This is a genomic window from Streptomyces virginiae (assembly GCF_041432505.1).
Lineage (GTDB): Bacteria > Actinomycetota > Actinomycetes > Streptomycetales > Streptomycetaceae > Streptomyces > Streptomyces virginiae_A.
On the sequence record NZ_CP107871.1, the window covers coordinates 1,341,407 to 1,362,102 of the forward strand.

General features: G+C 71.8%; 18 protein-coding genes. 8 read left to right on the top strand and 10 right to left on the bottom strand.

All coding sequences use genetic code 11. The features are described 5' to 3' along the window. Nucleotides 1–7: 7 nt before the first annotated feature. On the bottom strand, nucleotides 8–787 hold the full coding sequence (locus OG624_RS06350; RefSeq protein ID WP_033214458.1) for an MHYT domain-containing protein: 780 nt from the start codon (nucleotides 785–787) through the stop codon (nucleotides 8–10). A 177-nt stretch (nucleotides 788–964) separates the two neighbouring features. Here OG624_RS06350 and OG624_RS06355 point away from each other — a divergent pair, with 177 nt between their 5' ends. Further along, entirely contained in the window at nucleotides 965–1,564 is a 600-nt protein-coding gene (locus OG624_RS06355; RefSeq protein WP_161289270.1) for a class I SAM-dependent methyltransferase, read from the top strand. A gap of 51 nt (nucleotides 1,565–1,615) precedes the next feature. Here the strand turns inward: OG624_RS06355 and OG624_RS06360 are convergent, their stop codons facing one another. After that, nucleotides 1,616–2,530 (bottom strand): oxygenase MpaB family protein, encoded by a 915-nt coding sequence (locus OG624_RS06360; RefSeq protein WP_033214233.1) that lies wholly within the window; start codon nucleotides 2,528–2,530, stop codon nucleotides 1,616–1,618. Between the two features lie 135 nt (nucleotides 2,531–2,665). Between OG624_RS06360 and OG624_RS06365 the strand changes: the two genes are divergently transcribed. Together OG624_RS06365 and OG624_RS06370 are read left to right on the top strand one after the other, a co-directional pair. Then, the gene (locus OG624_RS06365) at nucleotides 2,666–3,454 is read left to right on the top strand and encodes a hypothetical protein (protein WP_033214235.1); all 789 of its coding nucleotides are present in this window, start codon (nucleotides 2,666–2,668) and stop codon (nucleotides 3,452–3,454) included. A gap of 307 nt (nucleotides 3,455–3,761) precedes the next feature. Next, a complete protein-coding gene (locus OG624_RS06370; protein ID WP_033214237.1) occupies nucleotides 3,762–4,772 on the top strand; it encodes a polyprenyl synthetase family protein in 1,011 nt (336 codons plus the stop codon). Nucleotides 4,773–4,970: 198 nt separating this feature from the next. On the opposite strand, the gene OG624_RS06375 is transcribed toward OG624_RS06370, so the two are convergent. Beyond that, complete coding sequence (locus OG624_RS06375) at nucleotides 4,971–5,153, bottom strand: hypothetical protein (RefSeq protein ID WP_030732713.1); 183 nt, start codon at nucleotides 5,151–5,153, stop codon at nucleotides 4,971–4,973. Between the two features lie 185 nt (nucleotides 5,154–5,338). Between OG624_RS06375 and OG624_RS06380 the strand changes: the two genes are divergently transcribed. The 4 genes from OG624_RS06380 to exaC all read left to right on the top strand — a co-directional run bounded on the left by OG624_RS06380 (nucleotide 5,339) and on the right by exaC (nucleotide 12,735). Further along, nucleotides 5,339–8,362 (top strand): DEAD/DEAH box helicase, encoded by a 3,024-nt coding sequence (locus tag OG624_RS06380; protein WP_371639206.1) that lies wholly within the window; start codon nucleotides 5,339–5,341, stop codon nucleotides 8,360–8,362. Between the two features lie 3 nt (nucleotides 8,363–8,365). Next, nucleotides 8,366–9,649, top strand: a complete 1,284-nt coding sequence (locus OG624_RS06385) for an SWIM zinc finger family protein (protein ID WP_033225467.1) — start codon at nucleotides 8,366–8,368, stop codon at nucleotides 9,647–9,649. A 200-nt stretch (nucleotides 9,650–9,849) separates the two neighbouring features. After that, nucleotides 9,850–11,157 (top strand): GAF domain-containing protein, encoded by a 1,308-nt coding sequence (locus OG624_RS06390; protein ID WP_033225471.1) that lies wholly within the window; start codon nucleotides 9,850–9,852, stop codon nucleotides 11,155–11,157. A gap of 54 nt (nucleotides 11,158–11,211) precedes the next feature. Beyond that, complete coding sequence (exaC, locus tag OG624_RS06395; protein WP_033225473.1) at nucleotides 11,212–12,735, top strand: acetaldehyde dehydrogenase ExaC; 1,524 nt, start codon at nucleotides 11,212–11,214, stop codon at nucleotides 12,733–12,735. 59 nt (nucleotides 12,736–12,794) lie between these two features. On the opposite strand, the gene OG624_RS06400 is transcribed toward exaC, so the two are convergent. The 4 genes from OG624_RS06400 to OG624_RS06415 form a co-directional block, all read right to left on the bottom strand. Next, nucleotides 12,795–13,847: a helix-turn-helix domain-containing protein gene (locus OG624_RS06400; protein WP_371639207.1), complete on the bottom strand. Its 1,053-nt coding sequence runs from the start codon at nucleotides 13,845–13,847 to the stop codon at nucleotides 12,795–12,797. 182 nt (nucleotides 13,848–14,029) lie between these two features. After that, complete coding sequence (locus tag OG624_RS06405; RefSeq protein WP_371639208.1) at nucleotides 14,030–14,890, bottom strand: acyl-CoA thioesterase; 861 nt, start codon at nucleotides 14,888–14,890, stop codon at nucleotides 14,030–14,032. Nucleotides 14,891–15,017: 127 nt separating this feature from the next. Beyond that, nucleotides 15,018–15,614, bottom strand: coding sequence for an NADPH-dependent F420 reductase (locus OG624_RS06410; protein WP_033225480.1), 597 nt, complete (start codon nucleotides 15,612–15,614; stop codon nucleotides 15,018–15,020). Between the two features lie 119 nt (nucleotides 15,615–15,733). After that, the gene (locus OG624_RS06415; protein ID WP_371639209.1) at nucleotides 15,734–16,552 is read right to left on the bottom strand and encodes a 3'(2'),5'-bisphosphate nucleotidase CysQ; all 819 of its coding nucleotides are present in this window, start codon (nucleotides 16,550–16,552) and stop codon (nucleotides 15,734–15,736) included. 138 nt (nucleotides 16,553–16,690) lie between these two features. Here OG624_RS06415 and OG624_RS06420 point away from each other — a divergent pair, with 138 nt between their 5' ends. Continuing rightward, nucleotides 16,691–16,813, top strand: a complete 123-nt coding sequence (locus OG624_RS06420) for a hypothetical protein (protein WP_371639210.1) — start codon at nucleotides 16,691–16,693, stop codon at nucleotides 16,811–16,813. Nucleotides 16,814–16,850: 37 nt separating this feature from the next. Here OG624_RS06420 and OG624_RS06425 read toward each other — a convergent pair whose 3' ends face one another. The 3 genes from OG624_RS06425 to OG624_RS06435 all read right to left on the bottom strand — a co-directional run bounded on the left by OG624_RS06425 (nucleotide 16,851) and on the right by OG624_RS06435 (nucleotide 20,567). After that, nucleotides 16,851–18,362, bottom strand: a complete 1,512-nt coding sequence (locus tag OG624_RS06425; RefSeq protein WP_442759691.1) for a GMC family oxidoreductase — start codon at nucleotides 18,360–18,362, stop codon at nucleotides 16,851–16,853. Nucleotides 18,363–18,552: 190 nt separating this feature from the next. Then, nucleotides 18,553–18,774, bottom strand: a complete 222-nt coding sequence (locus tag OG624_RS06430; protein ID WP_158711948.1) for a hypothetical protein — start codon at nucleotides 18,772–18,774, stop codon at nucleotides 18,553–18,555. Nucleotides 18,775–19,067: 293 nt separating this feature from the next. Continuing rightward, complete coding sequence (locus OG624_RS06435; protein ID WP_326747511.1) at nucleotides 19,068–20,567, bottom strand: DHA2 family efflux MFS transporter permease subunit; 1,500 nt, start codon at nucleotides 20,565–20,567, stop codon at nucleotides 19,068–19,070. Nucleotides 20,568–20,696: the final 129 nt, after the last annotated feature.

The window sequence follows — 20,696 nt, forward strand, 5'->3', positions numbered from 1 at the left end:
CTGCGCGTCAGTGGGCGGTCACGGTGCGCTCCCCCACGTGTCGGGCCGAAGCGGAGGCGGCGCGCTCGTCGACCGTCGGGGAGAGCGCGACGAAGGCGGCGGTGATGAACAGGTAGGAGCCCAGCCCGACGGCGAGCGGGAAGATGAACTGCATGGCCGTGGCGCCGGGCAGGACCGCGTCCGAGGGGCTGACGCTGACGGCGACGGCCATCATCCCCGTGTAGTGCATGCTGCTGACGGCGGCGCCCATGACGAGCGAGGCGACGGCGACCGCCACCGGTGACTTGATGTTGAGCGCGGCCCACAGGGCGGCGGTCGCCGCGATCACGGCGATGGCGATCGAGAGTCCGACGGTGAGCGGGTCGTAGGAGACGTCTCCGTGCAGTCGCAGGGCCGCCATGCCCAGGTAGTGCATGCTGGCGACGCCGAGTCCGGTGGTGAGGCCACCCAGTACGAGGGACCGGCCGCGTTCCTTGCCGTAGCCGACGGCGAAGACTCCGGCGCCGACGACCAGCATGGCGACGAGCAGGCTGAGGATCGTGAGCGGCACGTTGTAGTGGATCTCGGTGCCCGTGACCTCGAAGCCGAGCATCGCGACGAAGTGCATGGTCCAGATGCCGGTGCCGATGGCGGAGGCAGCGGTGAGGAGCCAGTTGCGGCGAGAGGCTCCGGTCGTGGCGAGCGCGCGGACGGTGCAGCGCAGCCCGAGGGCGGCGCCGATCGATGCCATCACATATGACAGCACGGGTGTCAGCCACCCATAGGCGGCGTGGTCCAGATGTCCCAGGTGTCCCATGGCCACGGGACGCTAGTCCGGGTGAGGGCGCGAACAGGGGGCGCATTTCGAAAGCAGCTGTAACTGCTGGAATATGACAGAGCTACGTTCATCTCCGATCACACCACGTACCAGCTTGCACACGGTCCGCTGAGACGCGGGAGGGCCGCCGTGGGAGATCATGGGCGCATGAGCGAAGACCGGACACACGTGCAGGAGTTCTTCGGGGCCCGCGCGGTCGATTGGGACCGCAAGTTCCCCGGGGACGGGCCCGCGTTCACCACCGCTGTGACCGAGTTCGGACTACGGCCCGGGGACCGCGTGCTCGACGCGGGCTGCGGCACCGGGCGGGCCATGACCGCGCTGCGGACCGCCGTGGGACCCGGCGGGACCGTACTCGGAGTGGACCTCACTCCCCAGATGCTGGCCGCCGCACGGCGGGCGGGACGGGACGCCGAGGGCGCCCTGCTGCTCGCCGACGTGGCCCGGCTGCCCCTGCGCGACGAGGTGCTCGACGCGGTGTTCGCCGCCGGCCTGATCGCCCACCTGCCGGACCCGGAAGCGAACCTCCGCGAGCTCGCCCGCGTGGTCCGCCCCGGTGGCGGGCTCGCGCTCTTCCACCCGATCGGGCGAGCCGCCCTCGCCGCGCGCCACGGCCGCGAGCTGACCCCGCAGGACATGCGGGCCGAGCACAACCTCGGCCCGCTGCTGAGCGGTTCGGGCTGGGAGATGGCCTCGTACGCGGACGACGACGACCGTTTTCTGGTGCTGGCCGTGCGTCGCCCGTGACATACGCCTGTACGTCGCCCCCTCGCCCGGGGTCCGCGGAGGTGCTCGGGATCAGGCCGGAGGCTGGGCCTCGGCTCCGGCGGGCCGGCGGGGATGCGGCACCGGGCAGCCGCCCGAGCCGGGCACGGGGAACGTGCCGAGCTCACCCACGTCGTAGCCGTCCGGATAGCCCTTGATCTCCGGGTTCTGGCGGGCGTAGTGCGGGGCCCGGCGCGGGGGCAGCAGCCGTACCGCGCGACCGCGCAGCCGCAGGGCGCCTTGGACGAGGCGCCTGACCGGGGCGCGCGGGGCCGCGTACCGGAAGGCGTCCAGGAGCGACTCGTCGAGGAGGGCGAGACTCGCGCGCCGCACGGCGGGGGCGACCGGCGCCGGGTACCAGGAGGCCATGAGGTCGAGGGTGGAGTCGGCGACCGCGCGGGCGCCTTCGTCCCAGCCGAAGTGGGCCTCCTCGTAGGCCACGAGGGTGGCTTCGAACTCCTCGTAGGAGCCCGGGATGTCCGTGATGCCCAGATGGCGACCGAGGGTGGCGTAGTAGTTCGCGCAGGCTCGACGCTCGTGGTGGGTCAGCGGACGCCAGCCGTAGGCGTCCAGCCAACGCGCCGGAATCACCACGAAGGTGCACAGGACGTACCGCATGTCCTCGTTCGAGATGTCGTAGCTGCGGTGCATCTGGTTGACGCGGCGGATGGCGGTGCGTGCGGTGTCGCTCTCGAAGCCGTGCTCGACGACCGCGTCCAGGAGCAGCGCGGTGTCGTCGTAGCGCTTCTGGGTGCGGTCGGTGAACTCGGCCGTCTCGGCCAGCAGGCCACCGATGCTCGGGACGGCATAGGTCCGGAACAGTGCGAGTTCCAGGGCGCGGGTGAAGTCCCAGGGGAACTCGTAGGTGGCGGTGAGCCGGTAGATGGCGAGGAAATCCTTGTCGGGATCGAGACGGAGGATCTCCCTCAGCCGATCGTAACGCTGCACCTGGTGTCCCTTTCTGTGGCGGGTCCCCAACTCTACGTGCAGGTAGCAGCCTTGGAAATCGTGTCCGGGAAGCTCTCGACGGGCGGGTTACCCGCTGGTTAAGGTGCGCCGACGAGAGAGCTACCAGGAGGCCAGGTGTCCGACGACGAGGGTGGCGGCTCGCTGTACGTGCTGACCGCCGTGCTGCTGACTCCGGCGCAGTTCCCCAGCATCCTGGGAGACGACTTCCCCGAGGCCTGCTCCTTGCTGGGCGTGGCGCCGGGCGGGGAGGGCTACGGGCTGGTGCTCGGCCAGGACGAGGAGGGCGCGCGCTGGACGGTCGTCGTGGACGACGTCTCGCTCGTCGCGACGGCCATCGCCTCCTGGGACTGCGGGATGGAATACGACCTGTCCCCCGACGAGCGGACGATCGTGGTCTCGCTGGCGGGCTGGCCGCTGGAGTTGTCCGTGGCCGCTTCGGGGATCCCGGAGCCGCACGATCCCGAGCAGGGAGCGGACGGTACGGGGCGGGTCCCGCTCGCCCCGCCCTCGGCGGACTCGTGGGGTCCGGTGCAGCGGCGGATGGGTGCGGATCAGATCGCGCGGGAGTGGGCGGACTGGCGGGAGCGCGAGGCCACGGACGGCGGGGCGGCGGCAGCGGCCCATCCCGGGCTCGCACGGGCACTGGAGGAGGCCGTGGCGTACACGAAGAACGCGCCGCCGCCCGGCCGGGTGCGGTCCTCCTTCGCCGGCGAGGGCGCGCGGACACTGCGGGTGGACGGGCCCGGGTGGTCACTGGTGGCGCGCACCGGCGAGGCCGCCTTCGTCCTGCTGGACGAGGAACCGAGCGAGGTGCTCACGGTCCCCCACGAGGGGGACGGGGATCTGCCGGACCTGCCGGACCTACTGGCGGCACTGGACCGGATCGCGGTCCGCCCGTCATGAGCGCGGGCCGGGCGGCGACATGGATCGCCATGGCGAGGGCGAGGGCGAGTGCGGCGGACGTGGGGCGGCGACGGCCGTGACGGCCGATGCGGCCGTGATGTACGACGCATACCGATCGGTTCGTCGACGCCCGACCCCGGGTGCGGGCCGCACCGACCCCTCATAATCGAAAAGATTCGGCCGAAGAGGCCGGAAATCGCTCTGGATCCCCCTCCTCCGGAATGATCGAATCGGCCAGTCACGCGGCTCAAAGGTGTGCACCTCACACCTGCGGCCCATTCCACGACGGAGGCCATTCTTGAATTCCATGTCCTACCTGGACCTGCACCGGGAAGTTTCGCAGGACATCGACGCGGAGATCGACACCGCGCTGGAGCGCCTCGGCTCACTGGGCGGCACGACCAAGAACTCGGTCGCCAAGCTCTTGGAGCAGCGCAAACTGAGACATCCCCTCTCGGTGCTGCCGCTCCTCACGCACGCCATAGAGACCGGTAATCCGAGACCGGCCATCCCCCTGTCCGCCGTGCACCTGCTGTGGTGGACCTCGGCCTGCTATCTCGATGACCTGGCGGACGCCAACGGCGCCTCCATCTCCGGCGAGCTCACCGAGAACGAAGCACTGCTCGCCTCGGTCATCACGGGAAACTCGCTCCCCATTCAGATCCTACTGTCGCAGGATCTCCCGGAGTCGGCGCGCGCCGCGTTGATAACCGAGATCCTGAACGGCTGGATCATCGGCGTCGACGGGCAGATCGACGACATGCGCGGGGACATCGACGGCGCGTCGCGGAAATCGGTGGTCGAGACGTACCGCGGCAAGTCCGGCGCCCCCTTCGGAATGATCACGGCAATGGCCGCCATATTCTCGGGAACGACAGCCGAGAAGGTGGAGCTGTGGCGTGAATTCGGCTACGTCTTCGGCATCCTTTGGCAAATATTCAACGACCAGGAAGACATCCTGTCCGGTCGCAACGAAGACCTGCTCAACGGCACCGTCACCTATCTCCTCGCCTCCGTCGTCGAGGACGCCTCGCCTGAATCCCGGCAGCACATCCTGGGCCTGTGCGCCGCCGCCGGGCGCTCACATCAAGCCAGAGCGGAACTGGCGGGACTGCTGCGGACGCCCACCGCCCTCGACCGGTACCGGGCGGAGATCGACGTGTTCCGCGCCGAGGGGCACCGCATCCTGGACGAATTGGGCGGCGACGAGACCTACTTGCCGGTGCTCCGGCACCTCGTGGACCACGCGTCCCAGATGCTGCTCGAAGCGGACCTCGACCTCGATCTGGCCCCTGTCGTCGTGAGCGGCGCAGCCTGATCCGGTCATCGCCGTGTTGGCGCGCCGCCCCCGACCTGACCGTCGCGTGCGGCGCCGCCTCCTCGCCATACCGCCGCCCGGGCGCATCCGCTGCCGGGCGGCCATGCGAACGAACCCCGCCCCGAGGTCGTGCCTACAGGACTCCGCGCCGTGGCCGGAGCCCGGTCGCCCCGCGGGGCGACCGATCGGCGGCCGCCGTCAGCGGCCTATCTGCTTCCTGGACATGCCCCGCAGACGACGCCGCTGGGAGGAGTCCAGCAGGAGGTAGGCGGCGAGCGGCACGCCGATCAGGACCAGCAACCCCGCCCAGAACCCCACGGTCCAGAACAGCACGATGGCTGCCACGACTCCGGCAACCGCGATCTTTCCGCTTGTGGACATCTGCGGACACCTCCTTCTGCCGTCGACCACTACTACCCCCCTCAACGCGCCGTCACGACCGCGCGTTCCCCGACAGCCGAACGGTCTTCGAAGTGACCCGGGTCACGGCCGCGCCCCACTCGTCGGGCGCTCGCGGTGGGGTACCCTCGGCCACCCCGTACCCAGTAGTCAAGTTTGAGGAATGCGTGCTCTCCGAGATCTCCGGCCTCATCCATCACTCCGCCGTGTTCCTTCCCGCCGACCCGGCCCGAGGCGGCCGGATCGCCCTCTGGCGGACCGACGGCAGAACCCCCGGCACCGACTCCCCCGCCACGACGACGGGCGCCGCCGCTGCCGATGACGGCGGTGCCCGCGCCCGCTTCGGCAGCCGGGAGGAGCTCACGGTCGTCACCCCCGACCTGCGTCGGGCCACCGTGGTCGCGCTCGTCCTGTCCCTGGACGAAGCCCTGCCCCTGCTCACCCGCGCCCGGTCCACCGCGGTGGAGACCGACACCGCGACAGGCGGGGCCGGCGCCACGGCCGCCGGGGCCGGCAGCGCGGCGTTCTGGGGCGCCGCCGCGCTGCTCGCCCTGCGCTTCGCCGCGCGCGGGCAGCTCCTGCCCGGGCTGAGCCCCACCGGCCACGACGCCTGGCGGATCGGGCCGCTGGGGGCAACCGACCTCGACGAGATCCGGGAACTGGCCGCCGCCATGCCGCCGACGGCCCACTGCGTGCCGCTGAACGCCGACGGGCCGCCCCGGCTGCCCGCGCCGGAGCCGCTGCTGCGGGCCTTCCTCGACGCCGTCGCCGACACCCTCCCCCGCTCGCCCGCCGCCCCCGCGGCCGCCGGTGGGCCCGCCTACGCCGAGCGCCCGCCACGGCTCCACCCCGAGCTGCGCGCATGGGCCACCGAGGTGGCCGCCGGCCACGACGCCGGGGTGCGGATCTCCCTGCGGATCGAGGTCGACGGAGCCCTCGACCCGGGCGTGGCACAAGCGCCCGAAGCCGCCCCCACCTTCCGCTGCGTCCTACAGCTGCACAGCCTGGCCGACGCCGCCCTCGTCGCCGATGCCGCCGACGTCTGGGCCGGTTCCGGTGCTGCCGCGGGCGCCTTCCCGCCCGGCGCCCGGATGGACGCGCTGCGTACCCTGCGCCGCGCCTCCCGGCTGTGGCCCCCGCTCGCCCCGCTGCTGGGCGCGGCCGTCCCGGACACGGTCGAACTCGCCGACGAGGAGGTCACGGAGCTGCTCGGCGAAGCCGGCGCCGCCCTGGCTGTCGACGGGGTCCAGGTGCACTGGCCGCGCGGTCTCCTGCGCGACCTGAGCGCGCGGGCCGTGCTGGGCTCGCCCGAAGACTCCACCGCGCGGGCCCGCTCCTCCGGCCTGCTCTCCCCCGGCGCCCTGCTCTCCTTCAGCTGGCGCCACGCGCTGGGCGACCAAGGCGATCTGACCCGGGCCGAACTCGACCGCCTCGCCGAATCGAAGCGCCCCCTGGTGCGGCTGCGCGACCAGTGGGTCCTGGTGGATCCCGCCGAGGCCCGCCGCGCCCGCGCCCGCCAGGACCGTACGATCGCCGCCTCGGAGGCCCTGGCCGCCGTACTCACCGGGTCGGCGGAGATCGACGGGAAGCGGGTCGACGTAGCGGCTTCCGGTCCGCTCGAAGAACTGCGTGCGCGGTTGGCCGCCGACCCGCAGGAGGAGACCGACGCCTTCGACGCGCCGCCGGAGCTGCGCGCCACCCTGCGCGACTACCAGCTCCGCGGCCTGCGCTGGCTGGCCCGGATGACCTCGCTCGGCCTCGGCGCCTGCCTCGCCGACGACATGGGCCTCGGCAAGACCGTCACCCTGATCGCGCTCCACCTGCACCGCAACCGGCCCGAGGACCCGACCGCCGCCACAGGCTCCGACCCTGCCACTGCCACCGCCGGACCCACCCTGGTCGTGTGCCCGGCCTCGTTGCTGGGCAACTGGCAGCGGGAGATCGAGAAGTTCGCCCCCGGCACTCCCGTACGCCGCTTCCACGGCCCGGGCCGCAGCCTCACCGACCTCAGCGGCCTCAACGGCCTCGACAGGGGTTTCGTCCTCACCACCTACGGCACCATGCGCCTGGACGCGCCCGAACTCGCGGCCGTCTGCTGGGGCATGGTGGTGGCCGACGAGGCCCAGCACGTCAAGAACCCGCGTTCCTCCACCGCCAAGGCCCTGCGCACCATCCCGGCCCCGGCCCGCGTGGCCCTGACCGGCACCCCCGTCGAGAACGACCTCTCCGAGCTGTGGGCCGTCCTCGACTGGACCACCCCCGGGCTCCTGGGCCGCCTCGGCACCTTCCGCTCCCGCTACGCCGACCCCGTCGAAAGCGGCCACGACCCGCAGGCCGCCGCCCGCCTCGGGGCGCTCGTGCGGCCGTTCCTGCTGCGGCGCAAGAAGTCCGACCCCGGGATCGCGCCCGAGCTGCCGCCGAAGACGGAGACCGACCACACCGTCGCCCTCAGCCCCGAGCAGACCTCGCTCTACGAGGCGGTCGTACGCGAGACCCTCGCCGCGATCTCCGAGGCGGACGGGATGGAGCGGCGCGGTCTGGTGGTCAAGCTGCTGACCTCCCTCAAGCAGATCTGCAACCACCCGGCCCACTACCTTCGCGAGCACGATCCGGCGGACCGCGGCTCCAAGGAGGCCGCTGGTGGTGGCGCCGCCCGCTCCGGGAAGTTGGAGCTCGTCGACGAGCTGCTGGACACGATCCTGGCCGAGGGCGGCTCGGTGCTGGTCTTCACCCAGTACGTGACGATGGCCCGCCTGATCGAACGGCACCTGCAGGCGCGCGGGATCGCCTCGCAGCTGCTGCACGGGGGCACTCCGGTGCCGCGCCGAGAGGAGCTCGTCGACCGGTTCCAGGCGGGCGAGGTCCCCGTCTTCCTGCTGTCCCTGAAGGCCGCGGGCACCGGGCTGAACCTCACCCGGGCCGGCCATGTCGTCCACTTCGACCGCTGGTGGAACCCGGCCGTCGAGGAACAGGCCACCGACCGCGCCTACCGCATCGGCCAGACCCAGCCCGTCCAGGTCCACCGGATCATCGCCGAAGGCACCGTCGAGGACCGGATCGCACAGCTCCTCGCGCGCAAACGCGCCCTCGCCGATTCCGTCCTCGCGGGCGGCGAGGGCGCACTGACCGAACTGACCGATGCCGAACTGGCCGAACTCGTGGCACTGCGCCCGACCGCGCGCGGGGAGTGAGCGATGAACAACCGAGACCGAGATCGACACCGAGAGCCCTACGAGAAGACCTTCCCGGCCGTGGCACCCACCCGCGGCCGCGGCTTCGCCCACACCTGGTGGGGTCATGCCTGGGTGCGCGCCCTGGAGGACAGCGCGCTCGACGGGACGCAGCTCAAGCAGGGTCGCCGGTACGCGCGCTCGGGCGCGGTCGGCGCGATGTCGGTACGCCCCGGCGGGCTCACCGCGGTGGTGCGCGACCCGGACGGGACGGCGCACCGGACGGACGTGCTGGTGCAGGAGTTCACGGAAGCGGAATGGAACCGACTGCTCGACCTGGCGGCCGCGGAGGCCGGGCACATCGCGGCTCTGCTCGACCGGGAGGTGCCGCCGGAGCTCGCCGAGGACGCGACCGCCGCCGGGGTGGAGCTGCTGCCCGGCATAGGAGACCTCGATCCGCGGTGTGACTGCGGCGAGTGGGACCACTGCGCGCACACGGCCGCGCTCTGCTACCAGGTGGCCCGGCTGCTGGACCAGGACCCCTTCGTCCTGCTGCTCCTGCGGGGCCGGGGCGAGCGGGAGCTCGTGGACGATCTGGCGGAACGGAGCACGGCCGAGGCTGAGGCGGAATCAGATGCTCCGCACGGGTCTGCCGACGAGGGGGTCCCGGCGGCGGAGGTCTTCGCGGTGGCTGCTCCGCGTCCCGCGCTGCCCCCGCTACCGGCGCTTCCCGAGACGCCGGGCCAACCACCGGCGTTGGACACCGAGGCGGAACCGGAACCGCATCTCGACGTGGACGCGGTGGAGTTCCTGGCGCAGGCGGCGGCGACCGAGGCCCACCGGCGGCTCGCGGAGGCCCTGGCTCCGGGCCACGCCGATCGCGCTCCGACGGCCCCGCTCTCGCTCGCCGAGGACGCTGTACGCCTCACGGCCGAGGCCGATGACTTCCGGGTCCGCTCCCGCCTGGCGGCGGCTACCGGACGCAGCCGGGCCGAGATGGAACTGGCCGTACGCGCCTGGGGCTTCGGCGCGGCCCCGGGCCTCGCGGCGCTGGAGGACGACTGGACGCCGGACCGGAGCACGCTGGACCGCGCCCGGGCGGCCCTGGCCACGGCCTGGGCGGACGGGGAGCCGCCGGTGCTCCGCCGGGTCCGCGCCCGCTGGACGCAGGCGGGCACCGACCGGCAGCTTCGGCTGGGCCGGGAGGGGCGCTGGTGGCCGTACCGCCGCGAGGCGGGTCAATGGATCCCGTCGGGCCCCTCCGCCCCGGATCCGGGCTCGGCGCTGGAGGCCGATCCGGCCCCGTGAGGTTTCGGCCCGCGCGGGCCGTGTACCACCGGCGCCCTGGCCGACGTACGGCTTGCCGGGACCAGGTACCCGGACGACGATGGGGACGGCTCGACGGCTCGACGGCTCGACGGCTCGACGGCTCGACGGCCCGCGGCGCCGCGACGCTGTGGCTCCGCAACTCCGTAGCTCCGTACCGCGCGGCACCACGGGAGGGTGACATGGGTGATCCGTCGGTGGCGCTGCCGGGCGGGGCCGATCCGGCCGCGCGTACGCGCGAACTGCGGCGGGCCCATGCCGCGTTCACCCGGGACGGGCGGGTCGAGGACCCGGTGCGGGCGGTCATCGCGCGGTCCTGGCGGCGGTGCGCGCGGGCCCGGCTCAGCCCGGAGTGCGCGCCCCGGGTGGAGCTCGCGGAGGCGGAGCTGCGGTCGTACCGGGAGGAGCACCCGCTGGCCCGGGTGATGCCGCTGTTCCGTGATCTCGTCGGGGCGTTCGCCGCGCACGGGACGCACCTGCTCGCCGTGTGCGACGCGCGGGGCAGCCTGTTGTGGGTGGAGGGCGAACCGGCCACCCTGCGGCGGGCCGAGGGCCTCGGCTTCGTCCCGGGCGCGCGGTGGGCGGAGTCGGCGATGGGGACCAACGCCCCCGGGACGGCGGTCGCGACGGGCGAGCCGGTGCAGGTCTTCGGGGCCGAGCACTTCAGCCGGCGGGTGCACCCGTGGACCTGCGCGGCGGCCCCGGTGCGGGATCCCCGGACGGGCAGGCTGCTGGGCGCGGTGGACATCACCGGGGGCGACGGCCTGGCCCACCCGCACTCCCTCGGCTTCGTCCAGGCGGTGGCCCGGGCGGCGGAAGCCCAGTTGTCCCTGCTCGAACCGGAACCGCCGGCCGCGGCGGACACCCTGGCGGCCCTCGGCCAGGACGAGGCGCTGCTGGTCACGGCCGGTCGCAGGCTTCGGCTGGGTCGGCGGCACAGCGAGATCATGGCGCTGCTCGCGCACCACCCGGAGGGGCTGTCGGGCGAGGAGCTGACGATCGCCCTGTACGAGGACGAGTCGGTGTCACCGGTGACGTTGCGCGCCGAGGTCTCCCGGCTGCGCGCCCTGCTGGGGGCGTCGGCCCCGCTGTCGCGCCCGTATCGCACGGCCGGTCGGCTGGAGGCGGATTTCACCGTCCTGACCCGGCAGTTGGCCGCCGGGGCGGTGTCCGCCGCCCTCCACCACTACCCCGGGCCGTTGTTGCCGGGCTCGAACGCTCCGGGCATCGTCCGGCTGCGGCGACGAATCGAGGACCAGGCACGGGCGGCGGTGATCGCGCGGGCCGATGCCGGGCTGCTGACCGACTGGGTGTGCGGGCCGTGGGGCGCGGACGACCCGGAGGCGTGGCGGGCGCTGGCGGCGGCGCTGCCGCCGGAGCGGCGGCCGGCCGCGCTGGCCCGCGTACACGCCCTGGACCGGGAGCTCGGCGCGCGCCCGGACCCCCGTACCCGGCCGCGTGCAACGTATCCGCAACCTGCCCGCTCCTAGCCTCCACCGGAGCGCTGTCCGACGGCGGCCGGCGCCCGGCAAGGGGAGGACACCATGGCCCGCTACGCTGCGCCCGGAACCGAGGGGGCGCTCATGTCGTACGCGCCCCGGTACGACCACTTCATCGGCGGCGCGTACGTCCCGCCCGCCCGCGGTCGCTACTTCGAGAACCCCTCCCCCGTCAACGGCCAGGTCTTCACGGAGGTCGCCCGGGGCACGGCCGAGGACGTGGAGCGGGCGCTGGACGCGGCCCACGCGGCGGCGCCCGCCTGGGGCCGGACGTCGGTCGCCGACCGGTCGTCGATCCTGCTGCGCATCGCGGACCGGACGGAACAGCACCTGGAGGCCCTCGCGGTCGCGGAGACCTGGGAGAACGGCAAGCCGGTACGCGAGACCCTGGCGGCCGACCTGCCCCTGGCCGTGGACCAGTTCCGGTACTTCGCGGGGGCCCTGCGCGCGCAGGAGGGCGCGCTGAGCCAGCTCGACGACGACACCGTGGCCTACCACTTCCACGAACCGTTGGGCGTGGTCGGGCAGATCATCCCGTGGAACTTCCCGATCCTGATGGCGGTGTGGAAGCTGGCCCCGGCGCTGGCGGCGGGCAACGCGGTGGTCCTCAAGCCGGCCGAGCAGACCCCGGCCTCCGTCCACTACTGGCTGAGCCTGGTGGCGGACCTGCTGCCGCCGGGCGTGGTCAACATCGTCAACGGCTTCGGGGAGGAGGCGGGCAAGCCGCTCGCGTCCAGCCCGCGGGTGGCGAAGATCGCCTTCACCGGGGAGACGGCCACCGGCCGGTTGATCATGCAGTACGCGGCCGAGCACCTGAAGCCCGTCACCCTGGAACTCGGTGGCAAGAGCCCGAACCTCTTCTTCGACGACATCTGGTCGACGGACGACGACCTGCGCGACAAGGCCCTGGAGGGCTTCACCATGTTCGCCCTCAACCAGGGCGAGGTGTGCACGAGCCCGTCGCGGGCGCTGGTCGAGCGGGGCCGGTACGGGGAGTTCCTCGACGCGGCCGTGGCGCGCACCGAGCTGATCGTGCCGGGGCACCCGTTGGACACGGACACGATGATCGGGGCGCAGGCCTCGGAGGAGCAGCTGAAGAAGGTCCTGTCGTACGTGGAGATCGGCCGACGCGAGGGCGCGAAGATCCTCACGGGCGGCGAGCGCCGGCAACTGGAGGGCGACCTCGCGGGCGGCTTCTACGTCGAGCCGACCATCTTCGAGGGCGACAACCGCATGCGGATCTTCCAGGAGGAGATCTTCGGGCCGGTGGTGTCGGTGACTTCCTTCCAGGACTTCGACGACGCGGTACGGATCGCGAACGACACGGCGTACGGCCTGGGCGCGGGCGTCTGGACCCGGGACATCAACACGGCCTACCGCACGGGCCGCGCGATCCAGGCGGGCCGCGTCTGGACGAACTGCTACCACGCGTACCCGGCACACGCCGCCTTCGGCGGCTACAAGCAGTCGGGCATCGGCCGCGAGACCCACAAGATGATGCTGGAGCACTACCAGCAGACGAAGAACCTGCTCGTCTCGTACTCACCGAAGCGTCTCGGCTTCTTCTAGACCGTCAAGCCAGGCTCACAGACGGGAAATTGCCCTCCCCTGGCCAGTTCGAATGAGGGTCACCTGTCGACGCAGGCGCACGCGCTTTCGGCCGGCTCCCGTTCCGGCGGGGGCCGGTTCGGCGAGGGCGAGGCTGCTCGGGTCGAGCGGGCGTACTCGGTGGGGGTCCGACCGTAGTGCTTCTTGAAGGCTCGGGTGAAGTGACTGCCGTCCGCGAACTGCCAGTGTGCGGCGAGTTCCGAGATGCTCAGGCGCCCTGACGGCGCGGCAAGGGCGAGCCGGGCCTCATGCAGTCGCCGGTGGCGGATGTAGGTCGTCACCTGCTCACCCACCGCGGCGAACGCACGGTGCAGCGTACGGACGGAGACGTTGAGTTCACGCGCGAGCATCACCGGGGAGAGTTCGGGATCGGCGAGCCGACGGTTCGCGAGGTCCTTGGCCGCCTGGGTGAGCGCGGGAGCCAATCGGGGTTCCACGTCGTCGAACCGGCCCTTCGCCACCGCCTTGGTCAGCTCGATCAGGGTGCTTTCGGCAGCCACCACACCGGCCGGGCCGAGGTCGGCCACGGTCGTGTGAATCATGTCGGTCAGGGCCGTCAGCAAGCGCATCTCGGCCGAGTCCGCCGGCCCGGTGATGCCTCGGGTCCCGAGCAGGGGCTTGAGCTCACCGGGGGGCAGGACGAGGAACTTCGCCGTGAGGTGCGCCGACGTCTCGAAGGCGGTCAGGCTCCCGAGGTGCCGGACGAGGAACTGCCCGGCCGACACGGTCCGGTCGCCGTAACCGGGCGAGCCGCCCAGAGTCCATGCGCCGCGCCGCACGACGTACATGGCCACCAGGTCCTGATCGCCGCCCGGGACGTCCGCGGTCCGGGTTGCCGACGCGGCGTGAAGATCGGCTATCGCCGCGCCGTGCACCTTGGCCACGTTGCCCTTGACCCGGAAGTCACCGATCGTGTCCGAGCTGAAGGCCGGGAGTTGGAAGACATCGTCGCCGACCTGCGTCTCCCACCCGCGCCGGAAGACGTCGAGCCCACGCGGTGCGGAGCCCGGGGCGGTGGAGTCCACTGCGAACACCCCGCGCGCGCCGTGGACCTCCGCTCCAGTACCGTGCATCCCTCTGCGATCCTCTCGTATGCGTCGCTCCGACGCCGTCCTGCGGTGGTCGTGTTCCGCAGGACGACGCCATCACTCATGTGGACACCGTGCCCATCTTCCTATGAGCGGATCACATTGCGGAGTTCGGCGGGCGCGAGGGCTCCGACCGGCCACGGCCGGGGTCTTCTTCGCCGCCTCGGTCAGAGCTTCGCCGGAACCAACTGCAAGCGGCGGGAGGGCAGTTCGCCGTGGGGGCCGATGGCGTCGGCCACGCCCAGGCAGGTGCTGCCTCGGAAGACACCGAGTTCGTAGTGCACGGAACCGGTGTCGACGGAACGGACCGTGAGCGCGACCTCGTAGTCGCCCGGGTAGGTCACCTCACCGAGATACTGGATCCGGTACGACCAGGGCGACAGATCCGGCACCGAGCCCCCGGCAGTCGTCCCGATCGAGTCCGAGGTGTATGCGGCGACGGCCTCGTCGTACCACGTGGCCAGTGCGATGAAGTTGACGTGCTGGTTGGAGTCGACGTCGCCGATCCGGGAACGCAGCGGGGCCCAGTACGAGTAGTGGGCACGGTGCAGGCGCTCGGGGCGCAGACGGGTGGCGGCCGAGCTTCCTGGCGCCCCTGTCTCCGGTAGCCGCATCTCGTCGAGATCGGCGATCAGCTCGTCGGGAAGCTGGAGCGACCCCGAGTCGTCGGCGAGCACGATCGTCGCGTCGCCACGGCCCACGCGCTCGTCGCCGACCGTGATCTCCTGTTCGAAGGTGACGGAGGAGCGCCCGACCCGCCGCACGCCGGTGTGCACCTGCACGCGGGTGCCGACCGGTCCGGCCGGAGCGAGCCGGCTGATGTGTTGACCGACGAGCAGTATCCGGAACGGGCCGAACCTCCCCTCGCCGATGAGGCGTTCGAAGCGGTGCAGCCGCAGCCGGATCCGGGCGTCTTCCAGCCAGCGGGCCATGCCGATCGTGCTTGCCGAGCCGTCTCGGCCGAGATCGGCCTGTCGCACCGGGACGTCGACCTGGACGCCGGCGCTCTGATGTTCAGAAGAGTTCATGTGTGACGACCTCATGTCGACGTCAACTCCGCGACCGGATCGGGCCGCGCCCGCCGCGATCGGGTCCCACCGGGACCGTCCCTGCCGGTAGCGGCTCCGGTCGCCTGCAACGTGCGCGGCTCGACGGTCAGCGGGCGATCGAGATCGCGAAGGGGGTGAATCCGGTGGACCGGATGATGTGCGGGACGAACAGAATCGCGGCCTCCGTGGCGCGGGCGGTCCGGATCCCGCCGAGATCGGTGATCCATTCCTTGTGCCAGCCGAGGTCGACGAGGAGTTCGCGGACGGCCTGCTTGGCCGGCGGGTCCTCGCCGGAGAGGAAGGCGGTCGGCGGCTGGGTGAGCGTGGCCGGCGCGGTCATCACCGGGAAGAGCATGGTGTTGAGCGTCTTGACGACGTGTGTTTCCGGGAGTGCCGCCTGGAGCTGTTCGGCGAGGCTCGAGCCGGGGTGGATGAGGTCGGCGGGCAGTCCGTCCGGTCCGTCGGTGGTGGCGTTGGAGACGTCGATGAGGATCTTGCCGTGCAGCTCTTCGCGCAGGGCGGTGAGGCGTTCCAGGGAGCCGGCGCCCGGGGTGGCGTTGATGACGATCCGGGCCGTCCGGGCGGCGTCGGCGGCGGCACCCGGCGCGCGGTCCGCGACGGTCACCTCGTGCCCGGCCCGGGTGAGGGCTGCGGCCAGGTTGCCGCCGACGCGGCCGTTTCCGAGAACTGCGATCTTGGTCATGGTGATGTGGTCCTTGCGTAGATACGGGTAGTGGTGTGCGGGGTGGGTCAGCGCGTCAGCGCGTCAGCGCGTCAGCGCGTCAGCGCGTCAGCGCGTCAGCGCGTCAGCGCGTCAGCGCGTCAGCGCGTCAGCGTGGCCGCGGCCTCGGCGTGGACGCCGGGCGCGGCAGCCAGGAAGCTGTCGCTCTGCGGGGTCCAGGGGCGGCCCTCGGCGTCGGAGATCCGTCCGCCGGCCTCGGTGACGAGCAGCGCGCCGGGCAGCAGATCCGCTCGGGCGCCGGCGAACTGCCAGAAGGCGTCGATCCGGCCGGCGGCCACGTTCGTCAGGTGCAGGGTCGCGGGTACGGCGGTGCGGACGACGAGCGCGTCGAAGAGCATCGCGGTGATCGAGGAGCCGACGCGGCGTACGACCTTCTCGTCCTCGTCCGGCCGGGCCTGGCTGGTGGCCACGATGCTCAGGCCGAGGTCCGCGGCGCCGGAGACGTGCAGCGGCCGGCCGTCGAGGTGGGCGCCGGCGCCGGTGAGCGCGGTGTAGGTCTCGCCGGTCAACGGCAGGTGGACCACGGTGAGCACGGGCTGGTTCTCCCGTACGAGCGTGGCGGTCACCGCCCAATCGGGCAGGGCGTGCAGGTGGTTGACGTTGCCTTCGGCCGGGTCCACGACCCACCACTCGCCGGGCGGCAGCGCCCCTCCGTCCAACTCGTCCTCCACCCAACCGGCCTGCGGGCGCAGGCTCGTGAGACGGGGGCGCAGGATGTCGAGGGCCGCGTCGTCGTTGACGGCGAGCGCGCGCATCAGCTCTTCGCGGGTCTCGTAGCGGACCACGTCGCCGAAGCGCTCACGCAGCACGGCACCGGCGGCGCGCACGGCGGTCGCGGTGTGGTCGAGCAGGTCGGCGTCGGAGGTGACGGCGTCGGTGGTCTGAAGTGTTCCGGACATGGTGGTGCTCCTGTCTGAGGAGGGGTGATGAGGCCGGTCGGGGCCGAACTGCGTGTTGCTTCCCGCGCTTTCGTCTCGAAGCTATAAGGCGCCATCGTTAACTTCAAATGCATGTGAAGCACGGTAAGAATTACTCGCATGCAATTGAATGCGAACCAGCCCGCCGTGCTCGACGTACTGCCGGCGGAGGGCGGTGCGGACGGGGCGGCCGGGGCGGCCGCTCGACCGCACGTCACCGCCCCAGCGACGACGGGGGCATGAAGCGCGTCGTGGAAGTGCCGTGGGCGCGGAAGAGGGCTCAGTCGAGCAGTTCGGCAGCCCGTTCGGCGATGGCGTAGACGGTCGCGTTGGTATTGGCCGAGGGGATGGACGGCATCACCGAGGCATCGGCGACCCGCAGTCCGGCGATGCCGTGTACGCGAAGGTTCGCGGGGTCGACGACGGCATCGGCGTCGGTTCCCATGCGGCAGGTGCCGGTGAAGTGGAAGTAGGGGCCGGTGGCCTTGCGGATGAACTCTTCCACGGACGCACCGCTCGTCCCGGAGCCCGGCACCGCTTCCTGCTTGCGCCATTCGGCGAACGCGTCGGCCTCCCCGATGCGGCGTGCCACGGCCAGGCCCTTGCGCATGACCTCCAGGTCACGGTCGTCGCTCAGGTAGCCGGGGTCGACGACGGGAGCGGCGGCGGGATCGGCGTCCGCCAGGCGCACGGTGCCCCTGCTGTGCGGAGCCATCGCGGAGAAGGCGATGGAGTAGCCGTTGGCCGGCGGCGGGCCCCATGCCGACGGGAGCGGTGCGGCGACGATGTAGACCTGAAGGTCCGGCCGGGCCGCGGCGGGGTCGCTGTACAGCAGGCCCATCATTTCGGCCGGCGGGTTGGCAGGAACGAACGGTACGGGCTGCCTGGCCTCGTACACCACTGCCGCCATCGGATGGTCCTGCAGATGGGATCCCACTCCCGGCAGGTCGGCGACGACGCCGATGCCGTGTTCGCCGAGGTGTCGTGCCGTGCCGATCCCTGACAGCATCAGGAGGTGCGCGGAACCGATGGCCCCCGCGGTCACTATGACCTCGGCGCTCTCGACGGACAGGCGCTCGCCACCCAGGGTGTACTCGACTCCGGTGCAGCGGCCCGCGGTGATGCGCAGCCGTCGCACGGTCGCGTCGGTGACGACGTCCAGGTTCGGTCGGTCGAGGAACGGGCGGATGTAGGCGTCGGCCGCGCTCTGGCGGGCGCCGCCGGGCAGATTCATGTCGCTCCACCCGAACCCGGTCTCCAGCCCGCCGCCGATGTCGTCGGCGCGTGTGAACCCGGCCTGCACGGCGGCGGCGACGCCCGCCGTGGCCAAGGGGTGGGGTTCCGGAACCGGGGCGACCACGACCGGCCCGTCCGTGCCCCGCACGGAGGCGTCACGACCGCGCGTGCTCTCGCTGCGGCGGAAAGAGGGCAGCAGATCGTCGAAACCCCAGCCCGGAGCACCGAGTCCGGGCCATTCGTCGTAACCGGAGCGGTGTCCACGCAGGTGGTAGAGGCCATTGATGCTCGACGATCCGCCGAGCGCCTTACCGCGCAGCACGTCGGCGGCCCTGCCGGTACCGGCCTGCACGGTCGAGGCGCCCGGCCAGAGGGATGACGGGTCGAACCCGAGGAATCCCCAAGGAGATGCCATCGCCCCGGTCGCGTCCCGGGCTCCCGCCTCCAGCAACAGCACCCGCACGCCGGGGCGTTCCGAAAGCCGGGAGGCGATCACGCACCCCGCCGTCCCCGCTCCCACAACGACATAGTCATAGTCATAAGGACTCTGGCCCATCATGTCTCCGCTTCCCACGGCAGCACTGTCCGACCACCGGGTTTCAGGAAAAGGCTCCTCGACGATCGAAGAGCTGATTGCTTGCATGTAATGAAGGGGCCGAAGAGTCGGGACGGTCCTCTTCAGGTCGCCCCTGGGCCTCGCTCGGCCGCATCCGAGCCCGGCGCGCAGAAGGCGTGGAACCGGCTGATCAGCGGCGAGCGGGCTCCGGTGGAGCAGAGCTGTCCGGAGGCAGGTGGCGCGCGCTGCCGGCGCTGACGGACACCGAGGTGGGCCGGTGGCGGACGATCATCCTGATCCGACGGGCCCGGGCCCGCCCGGTCCGGGCCTTGCCGATCACCCCGTCGGGGATGTCCATGGCGGCGCCGGTGCCTGCGATGACGGCCATGCGGCGGGACTTCTCTTGTTTCACGAGCTTCTTGTCCTTGGTGTGTACCCGTCCAGGAACAGCCCGGGTTTCCCTTCTGCCGTCGAATCTTAGGAATATGGACAGGGCACGTACGTGAACCTCCGCGACGTCCGTTCGGAACCTCAGCGCCAGACGAGTGGCGGGTCGGTCGGCGTCACACAGCACCGGGTCGGGCTGTTCGTGCGCGCCGACCGTACGAGGCCAAGCCTGACGGCTCTGCTTCTCACGCGAAAACGGCGCCTGACCTGGGCTTTCACCCGTCAGGCGCCGTTGGCGGACCGAATTGGAGCAGGACGTCAGGTCGGTGTGTGGGCGGTCTTGTCGACCGTGGTGCCGTCCTCGTCCTGGGCCTGCGACGCAGCAGGCTGCTGCGGAGCGGGTGGGGTGCGGATGAGCAACGCGACCAGCACGGCCAGGGCTCCGAGCACGGCGCCGATACCGAATCCCCATCGGACGCCCGTGGCGAGCGCGCTGGTGGCGTCGGCGCCCTCGGCCGCTGCCGTGGCGGCGTGTCCCGACATGACGCTGATGACCAAGGCGGTACCGGCGGCCGCCGCGACCTGCTGGAGCGAGCCCAGGATGGCGGAGCCGTGGGGGTAGAGGTGCGGCGGCAGTACGGCCAGACCGGAGGTGAAGACGGGGGTGAAGACGAACGCCATGCCCGCGCTCAGGGCCACGTGAAGGGCGAGCACCAGCCACGGTGAGGTCTGTTCACCCGTGAGGGCGAAAAGGCCGAGGCAGAGCGCTGTGAGTACGGCTCCGGGTACGACCAGGCGCGGTGCGCCGAGGCGGTCGTAGAGCTTGCCGACCTGCGGTCCGAGCAGGCCCATGGTCAGGCCGCCGGGGATGAGGAGCAGCCCGGTCTGCAGTGAGGTCAGGCCGCACACCTCCTGCAGATAGATCGGCAGCAGGATGAACGCGCCCATGAGAGCCATGAAGGACAGGCACATCAGACCGAGCGCCACGGAGAAGTGCCGGAACGTCAACGCACGCAGGTCCAGCAGTGGTGCGGACGAGCGCTGCAGTGCCAGCTGACGCCAGACGAACAGGCCCACCAGCACGGCGCCGACCAGGGTGATGGCCTCCGGGGGCACAGGTGCCTGGGTCGCGTCCCCGGCACCGAGCCCACTCAGGCCGTAGACCAGGGCGCCGAAGCCCCCTGCCGCCAGGGGGATGGACAACCAGTCGATCGGAGTGGCCTGCGGCTCGCCGATGTTGATCAGGTTGCGCCGACCGAATATGGCCATGGCTCCGGCGATGGGAAGCACGGCCAGGAACAGCAGGCGCCATGACCCCAGCTGCAACAGCACACCGGAGACGGCGGGGCCGAGGGCGGGGGCGACGGAGATGACGAGGGTGATGTTGCCCATGACACGGCCGCGGTCCTGCGGGGGTACGAGGGTCATCAGCGTCGTCATGAGCAGCGGCATCATGACGGCGGTGCCGCTCGCCTGGATGACGCGGGCGCCCAGCAGTACGGAGAAGGCGGGCGCGGCCGCGGCCAGGGCCGTGCCGGCGAGGAACAGTGCCATGGCGAGGACGAAGGCGGTCCGGGTCGTCACACGCTGCAGGAACCACCCCGTGACCGGGATGACCACGGCCATGGTGAGCATGAAGGCCGTGGACAGCCACCCGGCGGCGGCTGCGGTGACCTCGAAATCGCGCATGAGCCGCGGGATCGCGTTGACCATGATCGTCTCGTTGAGGAGGACGACGAACGTGGACAGCACGAGAATCCGCAGCACGGTGGTGACGCGGGCGGGCGAGAGCGTGGGCGTTTCTTGTGGTGCGGGCATGGCGCCTTCCGTCAGGTGAGTGTCCTCCGCGCGTGGCGGTCACACTGACAGACTGCGGCGCCGGGAAGAACTCATCGGTCTTCTCCGATCCTGTCGGTGCCGCCGCCCGAGCTCAAACCATTTTGCCGA

Coding starts and splice junctions, on each gene's coding strand:
- exaC (WP_033225473.1), top strand. CDS start 11,212: ATGGCCCGCTACGCTGCGCCCGGAACCGAGGGGGCGCTCATGTCGTAC.
- OG624_RS06405 (WP_371639208.1), bottom strand. CDS start 14,890: ATGAACTCTTCTGAACATCAGAGCGCCGGCGTCCAGGTCGACGTCCCG.
- OG624_RS06390 (WP_033225471.1), top strand. CDS start 9,850: ATGGGTGATCCGTCGGTGGCGCTGCCGGGCGGGGCCGATCCGGCCGCG.
- OG624_RS06400 (WP_371639207.1), bottom strand. CDS start 13,847: ATGCACGGTACTGGAGCGGAGGTCCACGGCGCGCGCGGGGTGTTCGCA.
- OG624_RS06415 (WP_371639209.1), bottom strand. CDS start 16,552: ATGTCCGGAACACTTCAGACCACCGACGCCGTCACCTCCGACGCCGAC.
- OG624_RS06375 (WP_030732713.1), bottom strand. CDS start 5,153: ATGTCCACAAGCGGAAAGATCGCGGTTGCCGGAGTCGTGGCAGCCATC.
- OG624_RS06410 (WP_033225480.1), bottom strand. CDS start 15,614: ATGACCAAGATCGCAGTTCTCGGAAACGGCCGCGTCGGCGGCAACCTG.
- OG624_RS06385 (WP_033225467.1), top strand. CDS start 8,366: ATGAACAACCGAGACCGAGATCGACACCGAGAGCCCTACGAGAAGACC.
- OG624_RS06370 (WP_033214237.1), top strand. CDS start 3,762: ATGTCCTACCTGGACCTGCACCGGGAAGTTTCGCAGGACATCGACGCG.
- OG624_RS06420 (WP_371639210.1), top strand. CDS start 16,691: ATGCAATTGAATGCGAACCAGCCCGCCGTGCTCGACGTACTGCCGGCG.
- OG624_RS06425 (WP_442759691.1), bottom strand. CDS start 18,362: ATGGGCCAGAGTCCTTATGACTATGACTATGTCGTTGTGGGAGCGGGG.
- OG624_RS06435 (WP_326747511.1), bottom strand. CDS start 20,567: ATGCCCGCACCACAAGAAACGCCCACGCTCTCGCCCGCCCGCGTCACC.
- OG624_RS06355 (WP_161289270.1), top strand. CDS start 965: ATGAGCGAAGACCGGACACACGTGCAGGAGTTCTTCGGGGCCCGCGCG.